The following is a 21,926-nucleotide window of genomic DNA, read 5'->3' on the forward strand; positions in this document are numbered from 1 at the left end:
TTTAGTAACGAAATTACAAATGTTATAATTAGCGCTCTCAAGTTCAACATAATTCGTAAACATTAAAAAAAAACGTATTTTTGATGATCAAAAACACAAAAAGGGAGCTTTCGCTCCCTTTTATTTGTTTACTTAGATTTTTATCGCAAAAAAAGTTTTTGGTAATTTTTGGTCGTTTGTTCGGCAACCTCTTTCATCGACACACCTTTTAATTGCGCAATGTAAGCCGCCACTTCGACGACATATGCAGGCTGATTCTGCTTTCCACGATATGGAATGGGTGCTAAGTATGGAGAATCCGTTTCGATCAGCAACCTTTCTAATGGTAGGTTCTTAACAACTTCTTTAAGTTCTGTAGCCTGCTTAAAGGTCACAATACCTGAAATTGAGATATAGAAACCTAGTTCCATTGCTGCTTCTGCGAACGCTTGATCTTCGGTAAAGCAGTGAATCACACCACCACACTTCTCAGCTCCGCCATCACGTAAAATAGCTAATGTATCTTCACGTGCGTTACGAGTGTGAATGATCAAAGGTTTATTCAGTTCAACGGCCAACTCAACATGCTGCTTAAATCGTAGCTGCTGCAGCTCCGCCGTCTCTGGTTGGTAGTGATAATCTAAACCTGTCTCACCAATCGCCACAACCTTAGGGTTGCTCGCGTATTCTCGCATTGTCTCTAGGCTGAAATCACTTTCAACATCGAGAGGGTGAACGCCACAAGAGGCTTTAACGTTATCAAACGGCGAGATCATCTCGAGCATGTTTTCAAACGAATCGAGTGTCACACCAACAGAAAGCAGCTGGTCTACGTTAGCAGCCTTCGCCTTGTTAACCACATCTTCTACGCTAGTGTGCAAATCTTGGTAATCCAGTTTGTCTAAATGACAATGGGAATCTACGAACATGTTTCCTCGCAAGTGGCTATTAGCCAATTCATTATGAGTAGCTCCGTATTGAGTCCAGGGTGTTGCTTTAACTGCTCAATCAATATCAGTAGTTTATTCGATGCTGCATAAGCACTTTGATAAGACATCACCTCACACAGTGATTTCGCACTCGGAATGAAAGCCTGGTTCGCCAAACCAAAATGCAGCTTCTGTACATCTGACAATAGATGCCAAAGCCAGCCAAGTTGAATCAAAGGCTCTTTGCTAAGCTCTGTAGAGAACTTTAGCATGTCAGGTTGAGTGCCTTTTATCACATTCACAAAGCCATCGAGCGCTTTTGTTGAGGCTTCCACGCCACCTTGCTCAAACATCGCTTTTGCTTTTAAAGGCGCGTTGTCATTGAGTGCTAAAATATACTGCGGTACCGCTTTGCCCACTTCACTATCTAACCACGCCGATGCTGTCTCCAACTGCGGGCTAACCACAGTGAATTGTTGACAACGGCTAATAATAGTCGGCATTAAGCGATTGCTGTTGCGAGTAGACAGAATGAAGATGCACTTGCTTGATGGCTCTTCCAGAGTTTTCAATAGTGCATTGGAAGCCGATTCGTTCATTGCTTCAGCAGGGTTAAGCAAAATAACGCGCAAACCACCTAACTGAGAAGACTCTTGAGCCCAACGGTTACTGGCACGCACTTGATCAACCGTGATCGACTTACCTTCTTTCTCTGGTGAGATCACATGAAAATCAGGATGACTGCCCGACTTCATTAATTCGCAGCTGTGGCAAAACCCGCACGACTCGCTTTCATAATTCGTGCACATCAATGCGTCGGTAAGTTGGCTAATCAACGCATCAACGCCGAGACCTTCCGGTGCATTAACAATCACAGAGTTAGGAAAACGCTCCGCATCGAGACTTTTTTTCCACTCACTCCATACCGGTGTGAGCCAAGAATACACTTCAGCCATGACTACCTACTATTTGTCGAGCCAAGCAGTTAGCGCGACTTTAATATCAGCGGCTACTTGCTCAATTTCTTGCTGCGCGTTAATCACAAGTACTGAATCATCTTGTTCTGCAATTTCTAGATAGCGCTCACGCGTGCGGTCGAAAAATGAGATGTCCATCTTTTCAATTCTATCAAGCTCACCACGGCCTCTAGCACGTTCTAGCCCTACTCTAGGGTCTAGGTCCAAATATAGCGTTAGATCGGGTTTAAAGCCGCCTAGCGTGGTTGATTTCAGTGATTCCATAGTCGTGCGCGCGATCTGGCGACCACCTCCTTGGTATGCTTGTGAAGACATATCATGACGATCACCCAATACCCATTGACCATTGTCGAGTGCCGGCTTGATGACGTTCTCGACTAATTGAACACGTGCTGCATACATCAGCAGCAATTCAGTCATGTCTTGAAGCTTCTCGCCTTCGTGCTCTTCTTTAACCAATGAACGCATCTTTTCAGCTAAGACAGTACCACCCGGCTCGCGAGTATTAACAATATCCTCAACACCCGATGCTTTTAATGTCTCAACGATGGCATTGATTGCTGTGCTTTTGCCAGCGCCTTCAAGGCCTTCAACCACGATAAATTTCGACTGATTCATAATTATTTCTTTATCTGTTTTTTCTTAATTGCTTTAAGTAAGCTCGCACTGCACGGTTATGCTCAGTCAAACTCTTTGAAAATACGTGACCACCTGTTCCACTCGCAACGAAATACAAGTAGTTGCTCTTCTCTGGATTCAACGCCGCGTTGATAGACGCTTTGCCTGCCATAGCGATAGGTGTCGGTGGCAAGCCACTCATTGTATAGGTGTTGTAAGGCGTTGGCGTGCGTAAGTCTTTCTTACGGATGTTGCCATCGTAGCTGTCACCCATGCCATAGATAACCGTTGGATCAGTTTGCAAACGCATACGCTTATTCAGACGGTTAACAAACACAGAAGAAACACGCTCACGTTCTGACGCAACAGCGGTCTCTTTCTCAATGATAGATGCAAGAATTAACGCTTCGTATGGCGATTTAAGAGGCAGCTTATCCGCTCGATTTTCCCACTCTTCATTCACCACGCTCATTAGGTCTCGATGCGCGCGCTTCAACAAATCTAAATCAGTGGTGCCGTAGGTGTAGTGATACGTTTCTGCTAAGAAGAGACCTTCTAGCTTTTCGTTTTCAATACCCAACTTTTCAGCGATCTCTTTTTCAGAAACGCCATCCAATGTCTGTTGAATGAATTCGTTGTCTTTTAGCTGAACAAGCCATTCGTCAAAACGACTGCCTTCAACAAAGGTAATAGTAAACTGGTGTTCTTTCCCTTCTACAAGCACCTGTAGCGCTTGCTCTAAGGTTAAACCTGGTTCAAGCAGGAAAGTACCCGCTTTTACGTCTACAAGCTCAGGATGTAACTTACGGATTAATTTCTCGTAAGGAGAAGCCTCAAACAGCCCCTCGTTAATCAACTGGGCTAGAACGCGGTTAAAGCTGCTACCTGAAGCAACAGTCACGACTTGTGGTTTTTCTAATTGAATAACTTGTTTCAGGTTATCTTGCGCTTGGTTGTAAACATAAAAACCAGCAGCACCGGCTGCAATTAAGCACAAGATAATAAAAATAAATAACTTTTTGATCACGAGTTTAGTTGTCCTTGAAGGCTACGAGTAACGGTTCCAATATTAAATTGGGTATCACTAATACGGGTAACTGGGGCAACCCCTAAAATGGAGTTTGTCATGAAAACCTCATCAGCTTGCATGAGTTGAGATAAGCAGTAGTCACTAATTGTAACGGAAAGTTCAGCCTGATTCAGCGCGGTTAACACTTGCTTACGCATAACCCCCGCGACACCACTTTGAGTGAGTTGAGGTGTGTATATCGACTGACCTTTGCGCCAAAACAGATTGGCCATAGTGGTTTCAATCACATTGCCCGATATATCAAGAACCACACCATCCACTTCATTAGCTTGATCCATTTCATCTTTCATCAAAATCTGCTCAAGGCGATTATTGTGCTTATGGCCAGCCAGTAGTGGGCTCAAACCTAGCGCTTGATGGCAGATACCGAGTTCAACACCGGAGTCTTGCCACGCTGAATAATGGCTTGGGTAATCAAAGGTACTGATGGTGATTGTCGGCTTGGCGATATTCTTGGTACTGTAGCCACGCCCACCCGCTCCACGGCTAACGTGCAGCTTGATCCCTGCTTTTTGATTATGAGGCTTGTTGGCGTTATGGAGCTTCTTTGAACCATCAAAGCTCTTTGTGCCATGAAGAACGTTATGTTGGATGTGTTGAAGCGCAGTGTCGAGCCAAAGACTAACAACATCCCAATCAAGAGCAGAAATGCGTAGCGCTTTAAGGCACTCGTCGACACGGTGCTGATGATCGTGAAAATGTTGTATCTCACCATCACTCACGAGCATTGTCGTAAAACAGCCGTCTCCGTACTGAAACGAGCGATCCAAAATATCGACAGTTTGCTGGCTTTCTCCATCAACCCAAAACATGTTTTTCCCCATAAAAAGAAACGGCTCAATGCTAAAGCATCAAGCCGTTTAAAAACAAGTCTAATTGTGACTATCTACGAGTGTTTACGTCTTTAATAAGATGATTAAATCTTTTTGAAGATCAAACAGCCGTTTGTACCACCGAAACCGAATGAGTTACATGCAGCATATTCCATGTTGCTAACTTCACGCGCAGTATGAGGTACCAAGTCAATATCTAAGCCTTCTTCAGGATCATCTAGGTTGATTGTTGGTGGAACAATTTGGTCAACCAGAGACATAGCCGTGATGATAGCTTCAGCAGAACCAGCAGCACCTAGAAGGTGGCCTGTCATTGATTTCGTAGAAGAAACCAATACTTGCTTGCTGCCTGCTTCGCCAAGAGCACGTTTGATGCCCTTAACTTCCGCTACGTCACCTGCAGGAGTCGAAGTACCGTGTGCGTTTACATAACCGATTTGTTCACCAGTAATGCCAGCATCACGCATAGCCGCTTCCATTGCTAGTGCGCCACCTGAACCATCTTCACTTGGAGATGTCATGTGGTAAGCGTCACCCGACATACCGAAGCCAACTAGCTCACAGTAAATCTTAGCGCCACGAGCTTTCGCATGTTCGTACTCTTCAAGAACCATCATGCCTGCACCGTCGCCAAGAACGAAGCCATCACGGCCTTTGTCCCATGGACGAGAAGCTTTTTGAGGCTCATCGTTCCGAGTAGAAAGTGCTTTAGCCGCACCAAAACCGCCCATACCTAGTGGAGTTGATGCTTTTTCAGCACCACCCGCTAGCATTGCGTCTGCATCGCCGTATGCAATCATACGAGCCGCGTGACCAATGTTATGTAGGCCAGTCGTACATGCAGTAGAAATCGCGATGTTTGGACCGCGTAGGCCACGCATGATAGACATGTGACCAGCAATCATATTCACGATCGTCGACGGTACGAAGAACGGGCTGATCTTACGAGGGCCTTTTTCAGTTAGAGCTTGGTGACCGGCTTCGATCAAACCAAGACCACCAATACCAGAACCAATAGCAACACCCACACGTGGAGCGTTTTCTTCAGTAATAGTTAGGGCTGAATCATCTAAAGCTTGAATACCTGCTGCGACGCCGTACTGGATGAACAAGTCCATCTTACGAGCATCTTTTTTAGTCATATACTCTTCGCAGTTAAAGTCTTTAACTAGACCTGCAAAACGAGTTGAGAAATTGGTTGCATCAAAATGATCGATATTAACGATACCACTTTGACCAGCTAGCAGGGCTTTCCAAGAAGATTCTACAGTGTTGCCTACCGGTGACAACATACCCATGCCAGTGACAACTACACGACGCTTGGACACGATTTTACACTCCGGGGATTGAGGTGATTTAAGATGAGGATAGATGAGTTAGATAAAACACAGGCGGTCGAGGTGACCGCCTGGGAGAGATTATTACTGAGCGCTAGTTACGTAATCGATAGCTGCTTGAACAGTAGTAATTTTCTCAGCTTCTTCATCTGGGATTTCAGTGTCGAATTCTTCTTCTAGAGCCATTACTAGCTCTACTGTGTCTAGAGAATCTGCACCTAGGTCATCAACGAAAGAAGCTTCGTTTTTAACTTCAGCTTCGTCTACACCTAGCTGTTCAACAATGATTTTCTTTACGCGTTCTTCGAGGTTGCTCATTTTTTCTTTTCCTTTACAGAGTTCGCTTTATGCGATGTTTTCCGTAGTTTATTCAATCTATTGAAAGTTGCAAGGTCAACTTTTCTGGTCAAACCACAATTTTCACGATTTTAACCGAAATTACGTATGATCTTGACTTAAATCATGCACATATGTTGCACATAATTTACACCATGTACATACCGCCATTGACGTGAAGTGTTTCACCTGTGATATAAGCTGCCGCAGGTGACGCCAAAAATACCACAGCTTCAGCGATTTCGCGAGGGTCACCTAGTCGACCTGCTGGTACATTCGCCAAAGTTGCTGCACGTTGGTCATCATTTAGCGCTTTAGTCATGTCAGTTTCGATGAAACCAGGAGCTACAGTGTTCACTGTAACGCCACGAGACGCAACTTCACGAGCCATTGATTTAGTAAAACCAATTACGCCTGCTTTTGCAGCTGCGTAGTTTGCTTGACCAGCGTTACCCATTGTACCTACTACAGAACCAACGTTTACGATACGACCTTGACGCTTCTTCATCATGCCACGCAATACAGCTTTAGACATGCGGAAGATAGGCGTTAGGTTAGTATCGATGATGTCATTCCATTCGTCGTCTTTCATACGCATCAGTAGGTTATCACGAGTGATACCTGCGTTGTTAACTAGAATGTCAATCGCACCGAATTCATCGTTGATGGTTTTCAGTGTAGCAGCAATTGAGTCAGTATCCGTTACATTAAGAGCAAGACCTTTACCGTTCTCACCAAGGTACTCGCTGATTGCAGCTGCGCCGCCTTCAGATGTCGCAGTACCGATAACTTTAGCACCACGCTCAACTAAAAGTTCAGCGATTGCACGACCGATGCCACGGCTTGCGCCTGTAACTAGTGCAACTTTGCCTTCTAAATTCATCATAACTTCTCTATTAAGTGGTTATTTACTTAGCAGCTTCTAGTGATGCAGTGTCATTAACTGCAGCAGCTGTCATAGTTTTTACGATTCGTTTTGTTAGACCAGTAAGAACTTTACCAGGGCCTAATTCAAGTAGCTTCTCAACGCCTTGCTCATTCATCGCTTGTACACCTTCAGTCCAACGAACTGGGCTGTATAGCTGACGAACAAGTGCGTCTTTAATTTTTGCAGGGTCTGTTTCAGCAATAACATCAACGTTATTGATAACAGGCAATGCTGGCGTGTTGAACTCTAGAGCTTCTAGAGCCACTGATAGCTTATCTGCTGCTGGCTTCATCAGTGCACAGTGAGACGGCACAGAAACAGGTAACGGAAGTGCACGCTTAGCGCCCGCTTCTTTACAAAGTGCACCAGCACGCTCTACTGCCGCTTTGTTACCCGCGATAACAACTTGGCCAGGAGAGTTAAAGTTAACTGGAGACACAACTTCGTCTTGCGCAGCTTCTTCACACGCTTTAGCAATCGTTTCATCGTCTAGACCGATGATTGCGTACATTGCACCAACACCTGCAGGAACCGCTTCTTGCATCAGTTGACCACGTAGTTCAACCAGCTTGATCGCTTCTTTAAAGTCGATAACGCCGGCACATACAAGTGCAGAATATTCACCTAGGCTGTGACCTGCTAGATTTACAGGTTGCTCTAGGCCAAGCTCTTGCCATACACGCCAAATTGCAACAGACGCTGTTAATAGAGCCGGTTGAGTGCGAAAAGTTTCATTTAGATTTTCTACAGGACCATCTTGAACCAATGCCCATAGATCGTAACCAAGTGCTTCTGAAGCTTCAGCAAATGTCTTTTTAACAACATCATACTGTTCGCCTAGGTCAGCAAGCATACCGATAGCTTGAGAGCCTTGGCCTGGGAATACGATAGCAAATTTGCTCATTGTAATTTTCCTTTAAGCAAAGCAAAAAATTGAATAAGGCACATAAGTTATGTGCCTTGTTTGTTGATTATCGCTTGGGGTTAGAATTTAACTAACGCAGAACCCCAAGTGAAGCCGCCGCCAAATGCTTCAAGTAGAAGCGTTTGACCACGTTTAATTCGTCCGTCGCGAACAGCCTCATCAAGGGCCGTTGGTACGGTAGCTGCCGACGTATTGCCATGCTTATCAAGAGTAATCACAACTTGGTCAAGCGACATCGTCAGCTTTTTAGCGGTTGCCGAGATAATACGGTAATTCGCTTGGTGTGGAACTAACCAATCAAGCTCTGACTTATCCATATTGTTCGCCGCTAATGTGTCTTTAACTAGCTTAGAAAGCTGAGTTACCGCCACTTTAAATACTTCGTTGCCCGCCATGTGCAGCCACTTGTCTGCATCACCGCCACGCTCTGGAACTTCTAGGCTTAGAAGCTCACCATATTTACCATCAGAGTAAATGTGAGTAGACAAAATACCTGGCTCTTCGCTTGCGCCTACAACCACCGCGCCTGCTGCATCACCAAATAGGATGATAGTAGAGCGGTCAGTCGGATCACAGGTTTTTGACAGTGCATCAGCACCAATTACCAAAACGTTCTTACACATGCCAGTCTTAATGTGTTGATCAGCAACAGACAGTGCGTAGACAAAACCAGAACACGCCGCAGCCAAATCAAACGCAGGGCAGCCTTTGATACCAAGCTTGCCTTGTACCTGACATGCCGAAGACGGGAATGTGTGGCTACTGCTGGTTGTCGCAACGATGATTAAATCAATATCTTCTTTGTCGATACCTGCCATTTCAATGGCATTTTCAGCAGCGTAAAACGCCATATCAGCAACGGTTTCGTTTTCCGCTGAAATACGACGCTCTTTAATACCCGTTCTAGCAACGATCCACTCATCGCTAGTCTCTACCATTTTCTCTAAGTCTGCGTTAGTACGCACCTGAGATGGCAAGTAGCTGCCAGTACCTAAAATTTTGCTATACATGAAGACTAATAATGCCTCTCGAGTAAAACCGCTTCCAAACGATCGCTAATGCGGCTGGGGACTTGTCGTTTGACCTCGTGTACTGCTTCACCAATCGCGTTGACGACTGCAGACACATCAGCACTTCCATGACTTTTAATGACAATGCCGCGCAATCCTAACAAACTTGCGCCGTTATACTGGTCGGGGTTCAAGGTTTTTAATTCAGTAAATAGCTCAGAAAACAGCATTCTGGCTATCCACCCCTTTATTGTTGAAGCCATCATGCGCGTTTTTAGCTTATCAATAAAGAGCTGAGCCGTACCTTCGCACGTTTTTAAGCAGACATTGCCCACAAAACCATCACATACGACGACATCAGCAGCATCTTGAAGTAATTGATTACCTTCAATATAGCCTATGAAGTTCACAGACTGAGTATTAGACAACATTTCAGCGCATCGTTTTACAAGGTCATTGCCTTTAATTTCTTCAGCACCGATATTCAAGATAGCGACACGTGGTGCGCGACCTAAATGTTGTTCTGCTAATGCACTGCCCATGACAGCAAACTGAAACAGTGAATCTGCGTCACTAGAAACGTTCGCCCCTAAATCAAGCATCCATGTGCGATTTCCGGATGCAGTAGGCAAAGCTGAAACCAATGCAGGCCTATCAATACCGGGAAGAAGCTTGAGTCTGAAACGGGATAAAGCCATCAGTGCGCCAGTGTTACCACCACTCACACAAGCATCAGCCTGTGATTCGGCAACCAGATCGATAGCGGCACGCATAGAGCTACCCTGACTATTACGTAAGGCTAGTGAAGGTTTTTCAGAATTGGAAATGACTCGATCACAATGCTGGATACTCAAACGAGAATCAGGCATTCGACCTAATGAAGATAATTGAGATGTGATCGCGTTTCGATCACCTATTAGAATGACTTTTAGCTCTGGGAAATACGACAGTGCCTGCACGGCGGCAGGCACTGTTACACGAGGACCGAAGTCCCCGCCCATTGCATCAAGCGCAACGGTTAGATTTTGCAAAGGTCAACCTTACTTGTTGATAACCTTTTTGCCGCGGTAGAAACCTTCGGCAGTCACGTTGTGACGTAGGTGAGTTTCACCTGAAGTTGCGTCTACAGAAAGTGCAGCTGTAGTTAGCGCATCGTGTGAACGACGCATGCCACGCATTGAACGTGATTTCTTGCTCTTTTGTACGGCCATTGACCCTACTCCTATGTAAATTCTTAAAGAAGCAATTACTTCTTTAAGCTTTTTAAAACATCAAATGGATTCGGCTTTTTGTCTTCCTCAATTTCTTCAGGAAGTTCACCAAACACCAAGTTATTTGAGTTAACGCTACATTTCGCATCGTCGTGCATTGCTATTTGTGGCAATCCAAGGATGAACTCGTCTTCAACTAATTGAATCAGGTCTAACTCACCGTACTCGTTCAGATCTACCAAATCGTACTCTTCCGGTGCTTCCTCTTCACTTTTCTCACTGTAAACAGGAGTATAAGAAAATTGGACATCGCACTCATGTGCGAAAACCTCATTACAACGTTGACACTCTAAATCGACTTCGACGTTAGCTTTACCAGAGATAACGACTAATCGTTGTTCATCAAGCCCAAATGACATTGAGACTTGCGCGTCACGTTTTACGCCTTCAGTTGCTTCAGTTAAACGCTTCAAAAGACTGACCTGAATGATACCATCCATATCGAGTCGTTTTTGAGCCGTTCTTGCCGGATCAACTGTACGCGGTATTTTTTCCTTTTGCATAGGGCGCGAATCTTATCTTCCAAATCGTGTTTAGTCAAAGGAAATGGCAAAAAAAATGTACTTTCCTGCCTTTCCTATTCAGAGCATTATGAATAGCAGGACAAGTTACGTTATCCTGAGATAAATGCTTCCTTGAATTGTAAATTAAAATGAGAAATTACCAACTAGTTTTAGCTTCTACATCACCATTTAGGCAAGAGATCCTCAAAAAACTACAGTTAAGCTTCATTACAGCCAAGCCAGACTGCGATGAAACGCCGCTTCCTGAAGAGACGCCTCAACAGCTGGTGATGCGCCTTGCTGAGACAAAAGCTAAGTCTTGTGCATTGGAGCAACCTAGCTTAGTCATCGGTTCTGATCAGGTTTGTGTGATTGATGGAGAGATCATAGGTAAGCCTCATACCCGAGAAAAAGCGATCGAGCAGTTATCTCGTCAAAGCGGCAAGAGCATTACTTTTTATACTGGGCTTTCGGTTTGGAACAACGAGACCAATGAAGCTGACACGCGTCTCGACACCTTTGTTGTGCATTTCCGCGATTTAACTAAGCAACAGATCATGAGTTATGTCGAGAAAGAACAACCTTATTACTGCGCGGGCAGTTTTATGTGTGAAGGGTTAGGCATCGCGTTGTTTAAACAGATGGAAGGTAAAGATCCGAATACTTTGATCGGCTTACCGCTGATCGATCTCGTCGATATGTTAGAAACACAAGGAATGAGTGTACTATAACGGATACGATCTCTTTGTTAGAAATTCTCTACTCCTTCCTTCGCCAGTCTAGGGAATGACGGAACACGCAATTTTATCTAATCAGCTAATGATATAGAACGTGATTTTAAAAAATCGTCATCCTCAAGAACGAGGAACGAGCGGCTTGGGGATCTTCTACAACAGATGAAAACAAAAAAGGTTGACGATATTCGTCAACCTTTTTCATTTGATGCGTCTGATACTCAATTCACGAAAAATCTCGTATCTTCTTAAAGCTTACGTAAACCGGTTAGGGCTTTCTCTAGCCTTCTTTCCATTGGCGCCGAGATATCCATCTTCTCTTCACTACCTGGGTGTGTGAACTTGATGTTTGCTGCATGTAGGAACAGACGATCAAGACCAACCTTACCCGTGTAAGCGTCAAAACGACGATCACCGTAGCGATCATCCCAAGCAATTGGGTGACCAGTATACTGCGCGTGCACACGAATTTGGTGTGTACGGCCTGTAATTGGACTAGCTTGAATCAACGTCGCTTCTTGGAATTTTTCTAAAACCTTAAAACGGGTTTCAGAAGCTTTACCATTCGGGTTCACTCGTACAATGCTATTCACTTCATTTTTTAACAAAGGTGCGTTGACGACTTTACAGCTGTTTTTCCATTCGCCCATGACTAAAGCGAAGTAGTATTTTTGAACCGTTTTTTCACGGAACTGTGCTTGAAGGTGTCTTAGCGCCGAGCGCTTCTTAGCAACAAGCAAAATGCCAGACGTATCTCTATCGATACGGTGCACTAATTCAAGAAAACGAGCATCAGGGCGAAGCGCACGTAATGCTTCAATCGCGCCAAACTTTAATCCGCTACCACCATGAACAGCAGTGCCAGACGGTTTGTTAAGAATCAGCATGTGATCATCTTCATAGATGATACACTGTTCTAATTCTGAAACCTTGTTGAGTTTCGTGCTCGGCACGTTCTCTTCTGTTTTCTCTTCAATAGTAACCGGAGGGATACGAACTAAATCGCCAGCTTTTAGTTTGTACTCAGCCTTAATGCGTTTTTTATTTACGCGGACTTCGCCTTTACGCACGATTCGGTAAATCATGCTTTTCGGGATGTTTTTTAATTGGTTGCGTAAGAAGTTATCAATACGCTGACCAGCCATATCTTCGTCAATGTCGACAAATTGGACTTGGGTTCTAATTTCGCTCATTGCGCTATTGTATCACTGTCACTTTTGATAATTGAGATTTTCTTAGCCCTATTCCGAACTTATTTATCCCTAATCCTTACCGATCTATCCCAAAATGGTCGTTGAAGTTCTATATTTCTTTGATTCTTCGAACAAAAAAGCACCAAGATTCCTGCAAATTAAAATATCAATTGATAAATTATTTATAGACAGTGAGTTAGAGCTATCAAAACCCAAACAAAAACTGTTTTTTTTACAGCATTCCGACAAAGCAGATTGCTGTGTTTACCGACCGCTGCTATAGTTCACAGCTGCTATCAGTGGTTTGACTATTATTTAAACAGCCAACCATTCATAAGCAAGTAAATGAGTAGATAACTCAGATTAGACAGTGCTGCAATCGGCGTAAGACACGGTCAACTGAGTTCCTTATCGCTCTACTCACGTACACTCATGTTGAGTATTCACCGCCACATCGCGGATCATAGGCTAACTCCCTATGATGACTGACGTGCCCCAGAGCATCCCTCTCCAGCCGGGAGGCTGCACCGATAAAGCCATGGGATCTGGCACCATGAGAAACGAAATAAAGCGATAAGAACAATGATGAAAATAAGAAAAGACAATGAGAATTTCTAAATGAAAAGAATGTTAATTAACGCAACTCAAAAAGAAGAGTTGCGTGTCGCTTTGGTTGACGGCCAGCGACTGTTCGATCTAGATATCGAAAGTCCAGGTCACGAGTCAAAGAAAGCGAATATCTACAAAGGACGTATTACCCGTATTGAGCCAAGCCTAGAAGCGGCATTCGTTGATTACGGCGCAGAACGTCACGGTTTCCTCCCTCTTAAAGAAATTGCCCGCGAATACTTCCCTGAAGGTTATACATACCAAGGCCGTCCTAGCATTAAAGAAGTGCTAAAAGAAGGCCAAGAAGTAATCGTACAAGTAGAGAAAGAAGAACGTGGTAGCAAAGGTGCTGCACTGACAACTTTCATCTCTTTAGCTGGTAGTTACTTAGTTCTTATGCCTAATAACCCTCGTGCTGGCGGTATTTCTCGTCGTATCGAAGGTGATGAACGCACTCAACTGAAAGCAGCATTAAGCACTCTTGAGCTTCCTCAAGGCATGGGCTTAATCGTGCGTACAGCGGGTGTTGGCAAAAGCGCAGAAGAGCTAGAGTGGGACCTGAATGTTCTATTGAATCATTGGGGCGCTATCAAGCAAGCTTCTGATTCAAATGCAGCTCCTTTCCTAATTCATCAAGAGAGTAACGTTATTGTTCGCGCAATTCGTGACTACCTACGTCGTGATATTGGCGAGATTCTAATCGACAGCAATACTATTTTTGAACGTGCACAAGCGCACATTCAATTAATACGCCCAGATTTCATGAATCGCGTTAAAAAATACGATGGTGAAGTGCCACTATTCAGCCATTACCAGATTGAAAGCCAGATCGAATCTGCTTTCCAACGTGAAGTTCGTCTTCCATCTGGTGGTTCTATCGTAATCGACCCAACAGAAGCACTGACTTCTATCGATATCAACTCTGCTCGTGCAACAAAGGGCGGCGATATTGAAGAAACAGCACTGAACACTAACCTAGAAGCTGCCGATGAAATTGCACGTCAATTACGTCTACGTGACCTAGGTGGTCTTGTTGTAATCGACTTTATCGATATGACTCCGGTTCGCCACCAACGCGAAGTAGAAAGCCGTCTACGTGATGCCGTTCGTTTAGATCGCGCACGTGTTCAGATTGGTCGTATTTCTCGCTTTGGTCTTCTAGAGATGTCTCGTCAACGTTTGAGCCCATCACTAGCAGAAGCAAGCCACCACATTTGTCCTCGTTGTACAGGTACTGGTGTTGTTCGTGATAACGAATCTCTAGCACTTTCTGTTCTACGTTTGATTGAAGAAGAAGCTCTAAAAGACAACACAGCACAAGTGCTTGCTGTTGTGCCTGTTCCAATCGCTTCTTACCTTCTGAACGAAAAACGACGCTCAGTAAACCACATCGAGAAGAACCAAGAAGTTAAGATCACTGTTGTTCCTAACTCAGACATGGAAACGCCGCATTTTGAGGTTATCCGTGTTCGTGAAGGTGAAGAGTTCGATCTACTATCTTACTTGCTGCCTAACAAGCTAGAAGCTCTAAAAGAAGCGGAAAGCAAAGAGCCTGCTGAACAGACTATTCGTCCTAAGAAGATCGAAGAACCTGCTCTGAAAGGCTTCGCAGCTCCTGCTCAATCAGCACCAACTCCTGCTCCAGCACCTAAAGCTGTAGAAGAGAAGAAAGCTGAACCAGCCGCGACTCAAGAACCAGGCCTAATTGGTCGTTTCTTCAAAGCTATCGGTAGCTTCTTATTTGGCTCTTCAACTCAAGAAGAGAAAAAAGAAGAAGAGAAGAAAGAAGAAGAAAAACCTAAAAACAATCGCAACAACGGCAACCGTCAACGCCGTGATCGTAACGATAACCGTCGTCGTAACCAACGTGGTGAGCGTGGCGAACAGCGTAACGACCGTGGTGAACGTGGCGACAATCGTAACGAAAACCGTGACAACAAACGCCGTCGTAAGCCAGCTCGTGATGAGAAGCCTGAAGAGCAAAAAGAAGCAGCTCCACAGCAAACTCGTCAGCCTCGCAAGCCTAAGCAAGACCGTCGCAACAAGCCACGTGATGAGCAGAAGCAACGCGAAGAGCAAGCACCATCTAAATTAGCAGAAGAAGGTCTACAGCTAGCGGCAGAAGCACAAGCTGGAAAACCGGAAGTGCCTAAGGCTAAGCCTGAAGCGAAAGCAGCTAAGATTAAAGAGCGTCGTCAGCGTCGTAAACTGAACAAGCAAGTTCGTGTTAAAGACCAGCAAGCTCAAGCTGAAGATAATGCTTCAAAAGAGCAAGTTGCAGCTAAAGAACTATCTGTTTCAAAAGAACAGTCAGTAGCTCAAGAGCAAAAAGTTGCGGAACAAGTAGAAGCGACTCAAGCGAATGCAAAGCAAACTGAACAGGAAGAGCCGAAACAACGTCGTAACCGTCGTTCTCCACGTCACCTACGTGCAAGTGGTCAACGTCGTCGTCGCGGTCGTGATCGTCGCCCTAACCCATTCCGCCTACGTAAAGGTGGTGTAGCTTCTCCAGAGATGGCTATGGGTAAAGTGATGCCTCGCTTCATTCCAAAACCTCACCACAAGCAGGCAAAACCTGAAGTGGCTGAAGTTCAAGTAGCAGCTGAAGCTCAAACATCGGTTCAAGAGCAGAATGTTGCTCTTGAGACGGCAGCACAAAGCAACGTAGCAATGGCTGGCGGCTTCGCATGTCCTGAACTAGCTATGGGCAAAGTGATTATCCGTCGCGAAGAAGCTGCTGTTGAAGCTCAGGTAGCTGAGACTCCTGCAGTCGTTGAAGAAGCACCAGTGGTTGTTGAAACCGCGAAAGTTGAAGCTCCAGTGATTGCAGAAGCGACGAAAGTTGAAGCGCCTGTTGTAGCAGAAGCTGTGCAAGCAGAAGCAACACCAGTTGTTGAAGCTGAAGCGCCTAAAGCTGAAAGTGCAAAAGTTGAAGAAGCACCTGTTGTTAAAGCAGAAGCTCCTAAAGCGGCACCAAAGGCAGCTGTTGCTAAGAAGCAAGCCGGTTCACCAATGACTAAAGCTCCTGGTCCTCAAGAGATCAAAGAGATTGAAGTGATTGCAGCTCCGTTCCGCACTGAACGTTTTGTATCGAAAGGTGCAGGCAGTCAGGCAGCGTCGAACAAAGCTGGCGCGGCGATGACTAAGCCAAACTACTAGTGATTGCTGATAGATAATCGCAGGTAAATAGAATCAAAGGCTGCTTATTAAAGCAGCCTTTTTCATATCTACTAATCGAATAGAAATTAACAGATATATTACTCAAAGTTAGGTTCAACCTTGAACTTAATCACATTTTTGGGTAGCATTCGCGCACTTATCTTTTCGACATTTCGCTATTGCCGCTCTTTTCCATCACTGTTTGGCTACGCAATACACCCGTGTCGGTAAATCCATCTTAAGCATAGCTGAGCAAACATGTTCGAATTCCCACAATTTTCAAAGCACTCTGTAAAGAATGACGTGCTTTCAGGTCTTACAGTAGCCCTAGCTCTGGTACCTGAAGCTGTAGCATTCGCCTTTGTTGCTGGCGTTGACCCAATGGTCGGTCTTTACGCAGCATTCATCGTAGGTTTAATCACTTCTGTCTTTGGCGGCCGTCCAGGTATGATTTCTGGTGCAACTGGCGCAATGGCGGTGGTAATGGTGAGCCTAGTGGCAACCCATGGCGTTCAATACCTATTCGCAGCCGTTATGCTGGCTGGCCTTCTGCAAATTGCAGCGGGTGTATTTAAACTAGGTAAATTTATCCGTATCGTTCCACATCCAGTAATGATTGGTTTCGTGAACGGTTTGGCTATTGTTATCTTCCTAGCTCAGCTTGGTCAATTTAAAGCGCCAGACGTAACAGGTGCGTTGACTTGGCTACCAAGCGGTCAAATGACACTAATGCTAGGTCTAGTAGCCCTTACAATGGCTATCATCCACTTCCTACCTAAGCTAACAACAGCGGTACCATCTTCATTGGTTGCTATTGTTACAGTAACGGCTTTGGTTGTGGGTCTTGACCTTGAAACTCGCACTGTTGTCGACTTCCTGCGTACAATGTCTGGTGACGAAGCTGCTACGCTAGCGGGCTCTCTTCCAACATTCTCAATTCCTGCTGTTCCGTTTTCTTTAGAGACACTACAGATCATCCTGCCTTACGCAATTATCCTTGCGGCTATCGGCCTGATTGAATCTCTGCTGACACTGACAGTACTAGACGAAATGACAAACACTCGTGGTCAATCTAACCGTGAATGTGTTGGTCAAGGTATGGCTAACGTAACGTGTTCTGTATTCGGCGCGATGGGTGGTTGTGCGATGATCGGTCAATCGATGATCAACGTAAACTCAGGTGGTCGTGGTCGTCTTTCAGGTATCGTAGCCGCAGTTGCACTACTGATGTTCATCCTGTTCGGTTCTGCACTGATTGAAATGATTCCTCTAGCAGCACTTGTGGGCGTAATGTTCATGGTTGTTATCGGCACATTTGAATGGGCAACCTTCAAGCTTGCGCGTCGCGTTCCTAAGCAAGACTTCTTCGTTATCGTTCTTGTTACCGTGGTAACCGTACTGACTGACCTTGCTGTAGCAGTAGGTGTTGGTGTTGTAGCTTCAGCGCTAATGTTCGCTTGGCAACATGCTAAACACATCTACGCAGACACGTCTGTAAACGCTGAAGGCTCAAAAGAGTACAAAGTTAACGGCCCAATCTTCTTTGGTTCAACGGCTAACTTCCTAGAGTTGTTTGACGCATACAACGATCCACAAGATGTAATCGTTGATTTCGCAAACTCACGCGTGACTGACCACTCTGCTATTGAAGCGATCGACACGATTGCTGACCGTTACGCGGCGCTAGGTAAAACACTTCACCTTCGCCACCTAAGCCAAGACTGTGTTGCTATGCTGCACAAGGCAGGTAGCTTAGTTGAAGCTAACGTTGCAGAAGACCCAATCTACAAAGTAATGTCTAAGTAATCTTAGCTGTAGCTTTAAGTTAGATTTAGAAAGGCCGACATTCAATGTCGGCCTTTTTTATACCTATCGGTCAGCCCTTGCGCTGATCACCAAACGACGAACATTGTTCCTACACTACATTGAACGCAGTATCGCTTCGCTAGACTCTTCGATTAAGTCCAACACCAATTCAAAGCCATTTCCCTCACCATAATACGGATCGGGGATCTCTTGATATTGTGACTCTCCAAAGCTCAAAAATAGCGCAAGCTTGTATTGGAGGTGAACTGGGCACTGGCTCATTAAGTCATCTAGATTCGCCCTATCGGCCGCGAGTATCAGGTCAAATTCTTCGAAGTCATTATCTACCACTTTACGAGAAGTAATCCCCTTAAAGCTGTAGCCTCGCTTCTCTCCTACAGATTTGGAACGTGAGTCTGGCGGGTTGCCTTGATGAAAACCAATCGTCCCTGCAGAGTCGACCACAACGTCAATATCCAACTGTTGGGCTTTCTTCCTTAACACCGCTTCAACTGTTGGCGAACGGCAAATATTCCCCATACAAACTACGAGTATCTTTTTCATCCCTAATCACCTGTTCTTCCGATGGTTTTTGCTATCGTTAAGTTAGGCTATGATAGGCGCAATCACAACTTAAAAGGATTTGTTATGTCGACTGAAGACAACAAAGAACAACGCCACAAAGCAAGACAACAGAAAGTAAAAGAACAAGTCGATGCACGTGTCGCTGCAGCACAAGAAGTAAAAGGCCTATTGCTGGTCATTACTGGTAACGGTAAAGGTAAATCAACATCCGGTTTTGGTACGATTACACGTGCAGTCGGTCATGGTAAGAAATGTGCCGTCGCTCAGTTTGTAAAAGGAACATGGGATAACGGTGAAAAGAACGTTCTCCAAAAGCTCGACGTAGAGTTCCAAGTAATGGGCACCGGCTTTACTTGGGAAACTCAAAACAAAGCTCAAGATATAGAAGCCGCACAGCGCGTGTGGAAAGAGTGTCAGCGTATGCTAGCCGATGAGTCGATTGATGTGATTCTGTTTGATGAGCTGACTTACATGGTGAGTTACGGCTACATTGAACTGGATGAAGTGGTAGAAGCTCTAAACAACCGTCCGAAAATGCAGTCCGTGATCATTACTGGCCGTGGAGCGCACCGCACTTTAACCGACATGGCTGATACCGTGTCTGAAGTTCGTAACGTTAAACACGCTTTCGAATCTGGTGTAAAAGCGCTTCAAGGCGTGGATTGGTAATCGCATTCAACCAGAGCTCCCCGACTCGGTCATTCTTCCCTCTCAAGGATGACGATCACTAGACTGTCACTCCCTTGAACAAAGGACGAAACCTATCGTCATTCCCTAGAGCGAGTGACGCGTGTCATAGGGAATCTCTCGAAAGTATTATAAGCATCCAAACAAAAGCGCCACTCCTACAATAGGAATAGCGCTTCTTTTATATACGAGTTAAAAACGTTTAGTTAAAGAAACCTTTCAATAAACCATCTACGGCTTCTTTGGTTTTCTCGTCTTTGATCTTGTCCGTTAGCTTGTTCACACCACGGTCAATTTCTTTCTGTGCTTTCTGTTTCAATACATCATCAAAAACAAGTGCAAATTTCGGGTCAGCCCATTGGCCGGTTACCTTAATTGGGATAGTCACATCTTTCAGATCATCGATGCTCTTACCGCCCTGACCTTCAAGTGAACCCACAATCGATGTACTAACAAGGAAGTCTACAGTCTCATTAATGAAGTTCGCTTTACCTTGGCCTGTCACACGTAACAGTGGCGACTGTGCAGATAAGTCGTTCGTTGAAACCCAACCTTTGTCCACTTTCAGTGTCGCTTTCATTGCACTGAAGTCCGTTTTTTGAGCTTCATTTGTGCTTTCAACTTTCTCGCCCTTGATCTTAGCGTAGTTTTCTCGAATCAGTTGAGCTACGTTAATGCCGTTAACTGCACCATCTTCAAAGTTAATCGCGATAGTACCGACTAGGTTTTTCTTGATACCCGTCGGAGTTAGACTCTTACCTTTCACGTTGACATCAATATTACCGGTACCTTCCAGCATATCGTTCTCTGCAACATCAACCAGTAACGGTTGTACTTTCACGCCTTTAATTTTCTTCTTAGCCGTGTAAGTCGCCGGTGTTTTACGAGCATCTAGCTTAGCCGTAGCTGAAATAGAGCCTTGGTAAAGATTCGATGTGAATGAAGTTAGCTCTGCGATACCACGGTTAACCGAAAATGCCGTTTTAACATTCTGCATTTTCGCGTTGTTCGCCTTGAACTTATCAATCGTAATGTCACCTTTCACGTCTAACGTTTTCAGAGCCGACAGATCAGGTTCCACTTCTTTAGCAGGAGCTGAACTACCAGAGTTTGACGTTGAGCCACCAGCAGAACCAGAAGGAGCAGTGCTTGCTGTTTCTGTTGTATTGCCTAAGCCTAGGAACTCGTCCAAATCAATATTCGGGCTATGAAGAGAGAAACGAACCTTTGGTATTTCAGATAGGGTTACGTCTGCTTTACCGTCTAATGCAATAGCGTTAGCTTGTAGCTTCTCTAACACAAAGCTCAGGTGGCTCTTGTTCAGATCGAAGCTTAAGTCAGACAGCATGTCGACTTTCATTGGAGACTGAGGAAGCGTGTCGCCTTTGAATGTTGAGTCTAACGTTAATTTGTTCAGCGTTACTTTTGAAATCGCGCTATCAACCGTAAGTTCACCGCCACCTTTAAGATCAAGGTCAAGGCCAGCCGCGTTACCGATTACAGCGTAAGTCAGTTGGTTTACCTTATCGAACTCGAACGTATTCAAGCCAATTTTTGCTGACTCAATCGACGTCGCTGGATCATTGAACTTAGCGTTTAAGTCGATATTACGAAGTGCGTAACTTGCGAAGCCTTCAGCTAACTTGAACTCTGCGCTACCTTCCGCAGAGAACTTCTGTTGATTGTTTTCACCAGAAGCCGCAAACGTCGCGGTTGTCCATGTATCAACGGCAAACTCAGAAAGATTCAAAGACACATCGTACAACTTAGTGAATGAACCCGCTTGCTTGTCGTCCATTTCAAACAATGCGTTTGATACAGTGACACCTGCAAGGTTGATCGTCCAACCCGATGCGTCTGTGGTAGTTTGCTCTTGAGGGGCAGGCGCTGATTCAGAACTTGTGTCTGCTACTGGCTCAGATTCTTGAGGCGCTGACGCTTGCGTTAGTGCATCAATGTTCTTGCGACCATCTTTAAGCGTTTCTAAATAGAATTCTGCACCATCTAGAGTAATGTTGCCGATCTCTAGTTGGTTGCTAAATAGCGGAGTAACCGAAACATCAACGCCAACGGTATCAACCTTGAATAGGTTCGGTTGGGTGAACCCTTCTGGGTTACGTAATTCAGTTTGACCAAGTTCAAAGCCAATGGATGGGAAAAATTGCCAGCTGATATCACCCTCGATCACGAGCTCTAGGCCGGTGTGTTTTTGAGCTTGTTCGACAATTAATGGCTTAAATTGGTTGGGATTCACTAACAGCACTAGTGCCAGAATTGCTGCAATTACAACAAACACTGGTACAGCTATGAAAATGAGTAGTTTCTTCATCCGCATATTCCTTGCTTAGATTCCAAAAGAAAGTGGCACTATAAAAGTGCCACTGATTCGGTAAAAAATAAAGCTAAGTGAGTCACTT

At 44.8% G+C, this 21,926-nt stretch carries 20 protein-coding genes; 4 read left to right on the plus strand and 16 right to left on the minus strand.

Annotated features, from left to right (window positions below; all coding sequences use genetic code 11):
- Nucleotides 1–140 precede the first annotated feature (140 nt).
- The 13 genes from OCV19_RS10730 to yceD all read right to left on the minus strand — a co-directional run bounded on the left by OCV19_RS10730 (nt 141) and on the right by yceD (nt 10,736).
- Nucleotides 141–908: a TatD family hydrolase gene (locus OCV19_RS10730; protein ID WP_065676836.1), complete on the minus strand. Its 768-nt coding sequence runs from the start codon at nt 906–908 to the stop codon at nt 141–143.
- A complete protein-coding gene (locus OCV19_RS10735) occupies nt 899–1,864 on the minus strand; it encodes a DNA polymerase III subunit delta' (RefSeq protein ID WP_065676835.1) in 966 nt (321 codons plus the stop codon). Before OCV19_RS10735 ends, OCV19_RS10730 begins: the two co-directional genes overlap by 10 nt.
- Before the next feature lie 9 nt (nt 1,865–1,873).
- Complete coding sequence (gene tmk, locus OCV19_RS10740; RefSeq protein ID WP_065676834.1) at nt 1,874–2,503, minus strand: dTMP kinase; 630 nt, start codon at nt 2,501–2,503, stop codon at nt 1,874–1,876.
- Nucleotides 2,504–2,513: 10 nt separating this feature from the next.
- Complete coding sequence (mltG, locus tag OCV19_RS10745) at nt 2,514–3,530, minus strand: endolytic transglycosylase MltG (RefSeq protein ID WP_017062149.1); 1,017 nt, start codon at nt 3,528–3,530, stop codon at nt 2,514–2,516.
- On the minus strand, nt 3,527–4,405 hold the full coding sequence (gene pabC, locus OCV19_RS10750; RefSeq protein ID WP_065676833.1) for an aminodeoxychorismate lyase: 879 nt from the start codon (nt 4,403–4,405) through the stop codon (nt 3,527–3,529). The genes mltG and pabC overlap by 4 nt, the downstream gene beginning before the upstream one ends.
- Nucleotides 4,406–4,509: 104 nt before the next feature.
- Nucleotides 4,510–5,754: a beta-ketoacyl-ACP synthase II gene (gene fabF / locus OCV19_RS10755; protein ID WP_010437291.1), complete on the minus strand. Its 1,245-nt coding sequence runs from the start codon at nt 5,752–5,754 to the stop codon at nt 4,510–4,512.
- A 93-nt stretch (nt 5,755–5,847) separates the two neighbouring features.
- Nucleotides 5,848–6,081: an acyl carrier protein gene (acpP, locus tag OCV19_RS10760; protein ID WP_004737381.1), complete on the minus strand. Its 234-nt coding sequence runs from the start codon at nt 6,079–6,081 to the stop codon at nt 5,848–5,850.
- A gap of 166 nt (nt 6,082–6,247) precedes the next feature.
- Nucleotides 6,248–6,982, minus strand: a complete 735-nt coding sequence (fabG, locus tag OCV19_RS10765; RefSeq protein WP_029235138.1) for a 3-oxoacyl-ACP reductase FabG — start codon at nt 6,980–6,982, stop codon at nt 6,248–6,250.
- Between the two features lie 25 nt (nt 6,983–7,007).
- A complete protein-coding gene (gene fabD / locus OCV19_RS10770) occupies nt 7,008–7,931 on the minus strand; it encodes an ACP S-malonyltransferase (RefSeq protein ID WP_065676832.1) in 924 nt (307 codons plus the stop codon).
- Nucleotides 7,932–8,011: 80 nt separating this feature from the next.
- Nucleotides 8,012–8,962, minus strand: coding sequence for a beta-ketoacyl-ACP synthase III (locus OCV19_RS10775; RefSeq protein ID WP_010437276.1), 951 nt, complete (start codon nt 8,960–8,962; stop codon nt 8,012–8,014).
- Between the two features lie 5 nt (nt 8,963–8,967).
- Nucleotides 8,968–9,993: a phosphate acyltransferase PlsX gene (gene plsX, locus OCV19_RS10780; protein ID WP_017062152.1), complete on the minus strand. Its 1,026-nt coding sequence runs from the start codon at nt 9,991–9,993 to the stop codon at nt 8,968–8,970.
- Nucleotides 9,994–10,002: 9 nt separating this feature from the next.
- The gene (gene rpmF, locus OCV19_RS10785; protein ID WP_004737376.1) at nt 10,003–10,173 is read right to left on the minus strand and encodes a 50S ribosomal protein L32; all 171 of its coding nucleotides are present in this window, start codon (nt 10,171–10,173) and stop codon (nt 10,003–10,005) included.
- 35 nt (nt 10,174–10,208) lie between these two features.
- A complete protein-coding gene (gene yceD / locus OCV19_RS10790) occupies nt 10,209–10,736 on the minus strand; it encodes a 23S rRNA accumulation protein YceD (protein ID WP_065676831.1) in 528 nt (175 codons plus the stop codon).
- 149 nt (nt 10,737–10,885) lie between these two features.
- Between yceD and OCV19_RS10795 the strand changes: the two genes are divergently transcribed.
- Nucleotides 10,886–11,467, plus strand: a complete 582-nt coding sequence (locus tag OCV19_RS10795; protein WP_065676830.1) for a Maf family protein — start codon at nt 10,886–10,888, stop codon at nt 11,465–11,467.
- A gap of 251 nt (nt 11,468–11,718) precedes the next feature.
- On the opposite strand, the gene rluC is transcribed toward OCV19_RS10795, so the two are convergent.
- Nucleotides 11,719–12,663, minus strand: a complete 945-nt coding sequence (gene rluC, locus OCV19_RS10800; RefSeq protein ID WP_017054981.1) for a 23S rRNA pseudouridine(955/2504/2580) synthase RluC — start codon at nt 12,661–12,663, stop codon at nt 11,719–11,721.
- A gap of 618 nt (nt 12,664–13,281) precedes the next feature.
- Here rluC and rne point away from each other — a divergent pair.
- Both rne and OCV19_RS10810 read left to right on the plus strand, forming a co-directional pair.
- Entirely contained in the window at nt 13,282–16,431 is a 3,150-nt protein-coding gene (gene rne / locus OCV19_RS10805; RefSeq protein WP_065676829.1) for a ribonuclease E, read from the plus strand.
- A gap of 258 nt (nt 16,432–16,689) precedes the next feature.
- Nucleotides 16,690–18,237 carry a SulP family inorganic anion transporter gene (locus tag OCV19_RS10810; protein WP_019823563.1) on the plus strand — a complete coding sequence of 516 codons (1,548 nt, stop codon included), beginning with the start codon at nt 16,690–16,692 and terminating at the stop codon, nt 18,235–18,237.
- Nucleotides 18,238–18,351: 114 nt separating this feature from the next.
- Here OCV19_RS10810 and OCV19_RS10815 read toward each other — a convergent pair whose 3' ends face one another.
- Nucleotides 18,352–18,801: a low molecular weight protein-tyrosine-phosphatase gene (locus OCV19_RS10815; RefSeq protein ID WP_065676828.1), complete on the minus strand. Its 450-nt coding sequence runs from the start codon at nt 18,799–18,801 to the stop codon at nt 18,352–18,354.
- Between the two features lie 84 nt (nt 18,802–18,885).
- Between OCV19_RS10815 and cobO the strand changes: the two genes are divergently transcribed.
- The gene (gene cobO / locus OCV19_RS10820) at nt 18,886–19,491 is read left to right on the plus strand and encodes a cob(I)yrinic acid a,c-diamide adenosyltransferase (RefSeq protein WP_048610567.1); all 606 of its coding nucleotides are present in this window, start codon (nt 18,886–18,888) and stop codon (nt 19,489–19,491) included.
- A gap of 220 nt (nt 19,492–19,711) precedes the next feature.
- Here the strand turns inward: cobO and OCV19_RS10825 are convergent, their stop codons facing one another.
- Complete coding sequence (locus OCV19_RS10825; RefSeq protein ID WP_065676827.1) at nt 19,712–21,838, minus strand: AsmA family protein; 2,127 nt, start codon at nt 21,836–21,838, stop codon at nt 19,712–19,714.
- Between the last annotated feature and the right edge of the window lie 88 nt (nt 21,839–21,926).

Source organism: Vibrio celticus (assembly GCF_024347335.1).
Taxonomy (GTDB): Bacteria; Pseudomonadota; Gammaproteobacteria; order Enterobacterales; family Vibrionaceae; genus Vibrio; species Vibrio celticus.

Coding starts and splice junctions, on each gene's coding strand:
- fabG (WP_029235138.1), bottom strand. CDS start 6,982: ATGAATTTAGAAGGCAAAGTTGCACTAGTTACAGGCGCAAGCCGTGGC.
- OCV19_RS10735 (WP_065676835.1), bottom strand. CDS start 1,864: ATGGCTGAAGTGTATTCTTGGCTCACACCGGTATGGAGTGAGTGGAAA.
- OCV19_RS10730 (WP_065676836.1), bottom strand. CDS start 908: ATGTTCGTAGATTCCCATTGTCATTTAGACAAACTGGATTACCAAGAT.
- acpP (WP_004737381.1), bottom strand. CDS start 6,081: ATGAGCAACCTCGAAGAACGCGTAAAGAAAATCATTGTTGAACAGCTA.
- pabC (WP_065676833.1), bottom strand. CDS start 4,405: ATGTTTTGGGTTGATGGAGAAAGCCAGCAAACTGTCGATATTTTGGAT.
- rpmF (WP_004737376.1), bottom strand. CDS start 10,173: ATGGCCGTACAAAAGAGCAAGAAATCACGTTCAATGCGTGGCATGCGT.
- OCV19_RS10810 (WP_019823563.1), top strand. CDS start 16,690: ATGTTCGAATTCCCACAATTTTCAAAGCACTCTGTAAAGAATGACGTG.
- yceD (WP_065676831.1), bottom strand. CDS start 10,736: ATGCAAAAGGAAAAAATACCGCGTACAGTTGATCCGGCAAGAACGGCT.
- rluC (WP_017054981.1), bottom strand. CDS start 12,663: ATGAGCGAAATTAGAACCCAAGTCCAATTTGTCGACATTGACGAAGAT.
- OCV19_RS10815 (WP_065676828.1), bottom strand. CDS start 18,801: ATGAAAAAGATACTCGTAGTTTGTATGGGGAATATTTGCCGTTCGCCA.
- OCV19_RS10775 (WP_010437276.1), bottom strand. CDS start 8,962: ATGTATAGCAAAATTTTAGGTACTGGCAGCTACTTGCCATCTCAGGTG.
- cobO (WP_048610567.1), top strand. CDS start 18,886: ATGTCGACTGAAGACAACAAAGAACAACGCCACAAAGCAAGACAACAG.
- OCV19_RS10825 (WP_065676827.1), bottom strand. CDS start 21,838: ATGAAGAAACTACTCATTTTCATAGCTGTACCAGTGTTTGTTGTAATT.
- fabD (WP_065676832.1), bottom strand. CDS start 7,931: ATGAGCAAATTTGCTATCGTATTCCCAGGCCAAGGCTCTCAAGCTATC.
- OCV19_RS10795 (WP_065676830.1), top strand. CDS start 10,886: ATGAGAAATTACCAACTAGTTTTAGCTTCTACATCACCATTTAGGCAA.
- rne (WP_065676829.1), top strand. CDS start 13,282: ATGAAAAGAATGTTAATTAACGCAACTCAAAAAGAAGAGTTGCGTGTC.
- tmk (WP_065676834.1), bottom strand. CDS start 2,503: ATGAATCAGTCGAAATTTATCGTGGTTGAAGGCCTTGAAGGCGCTGGC.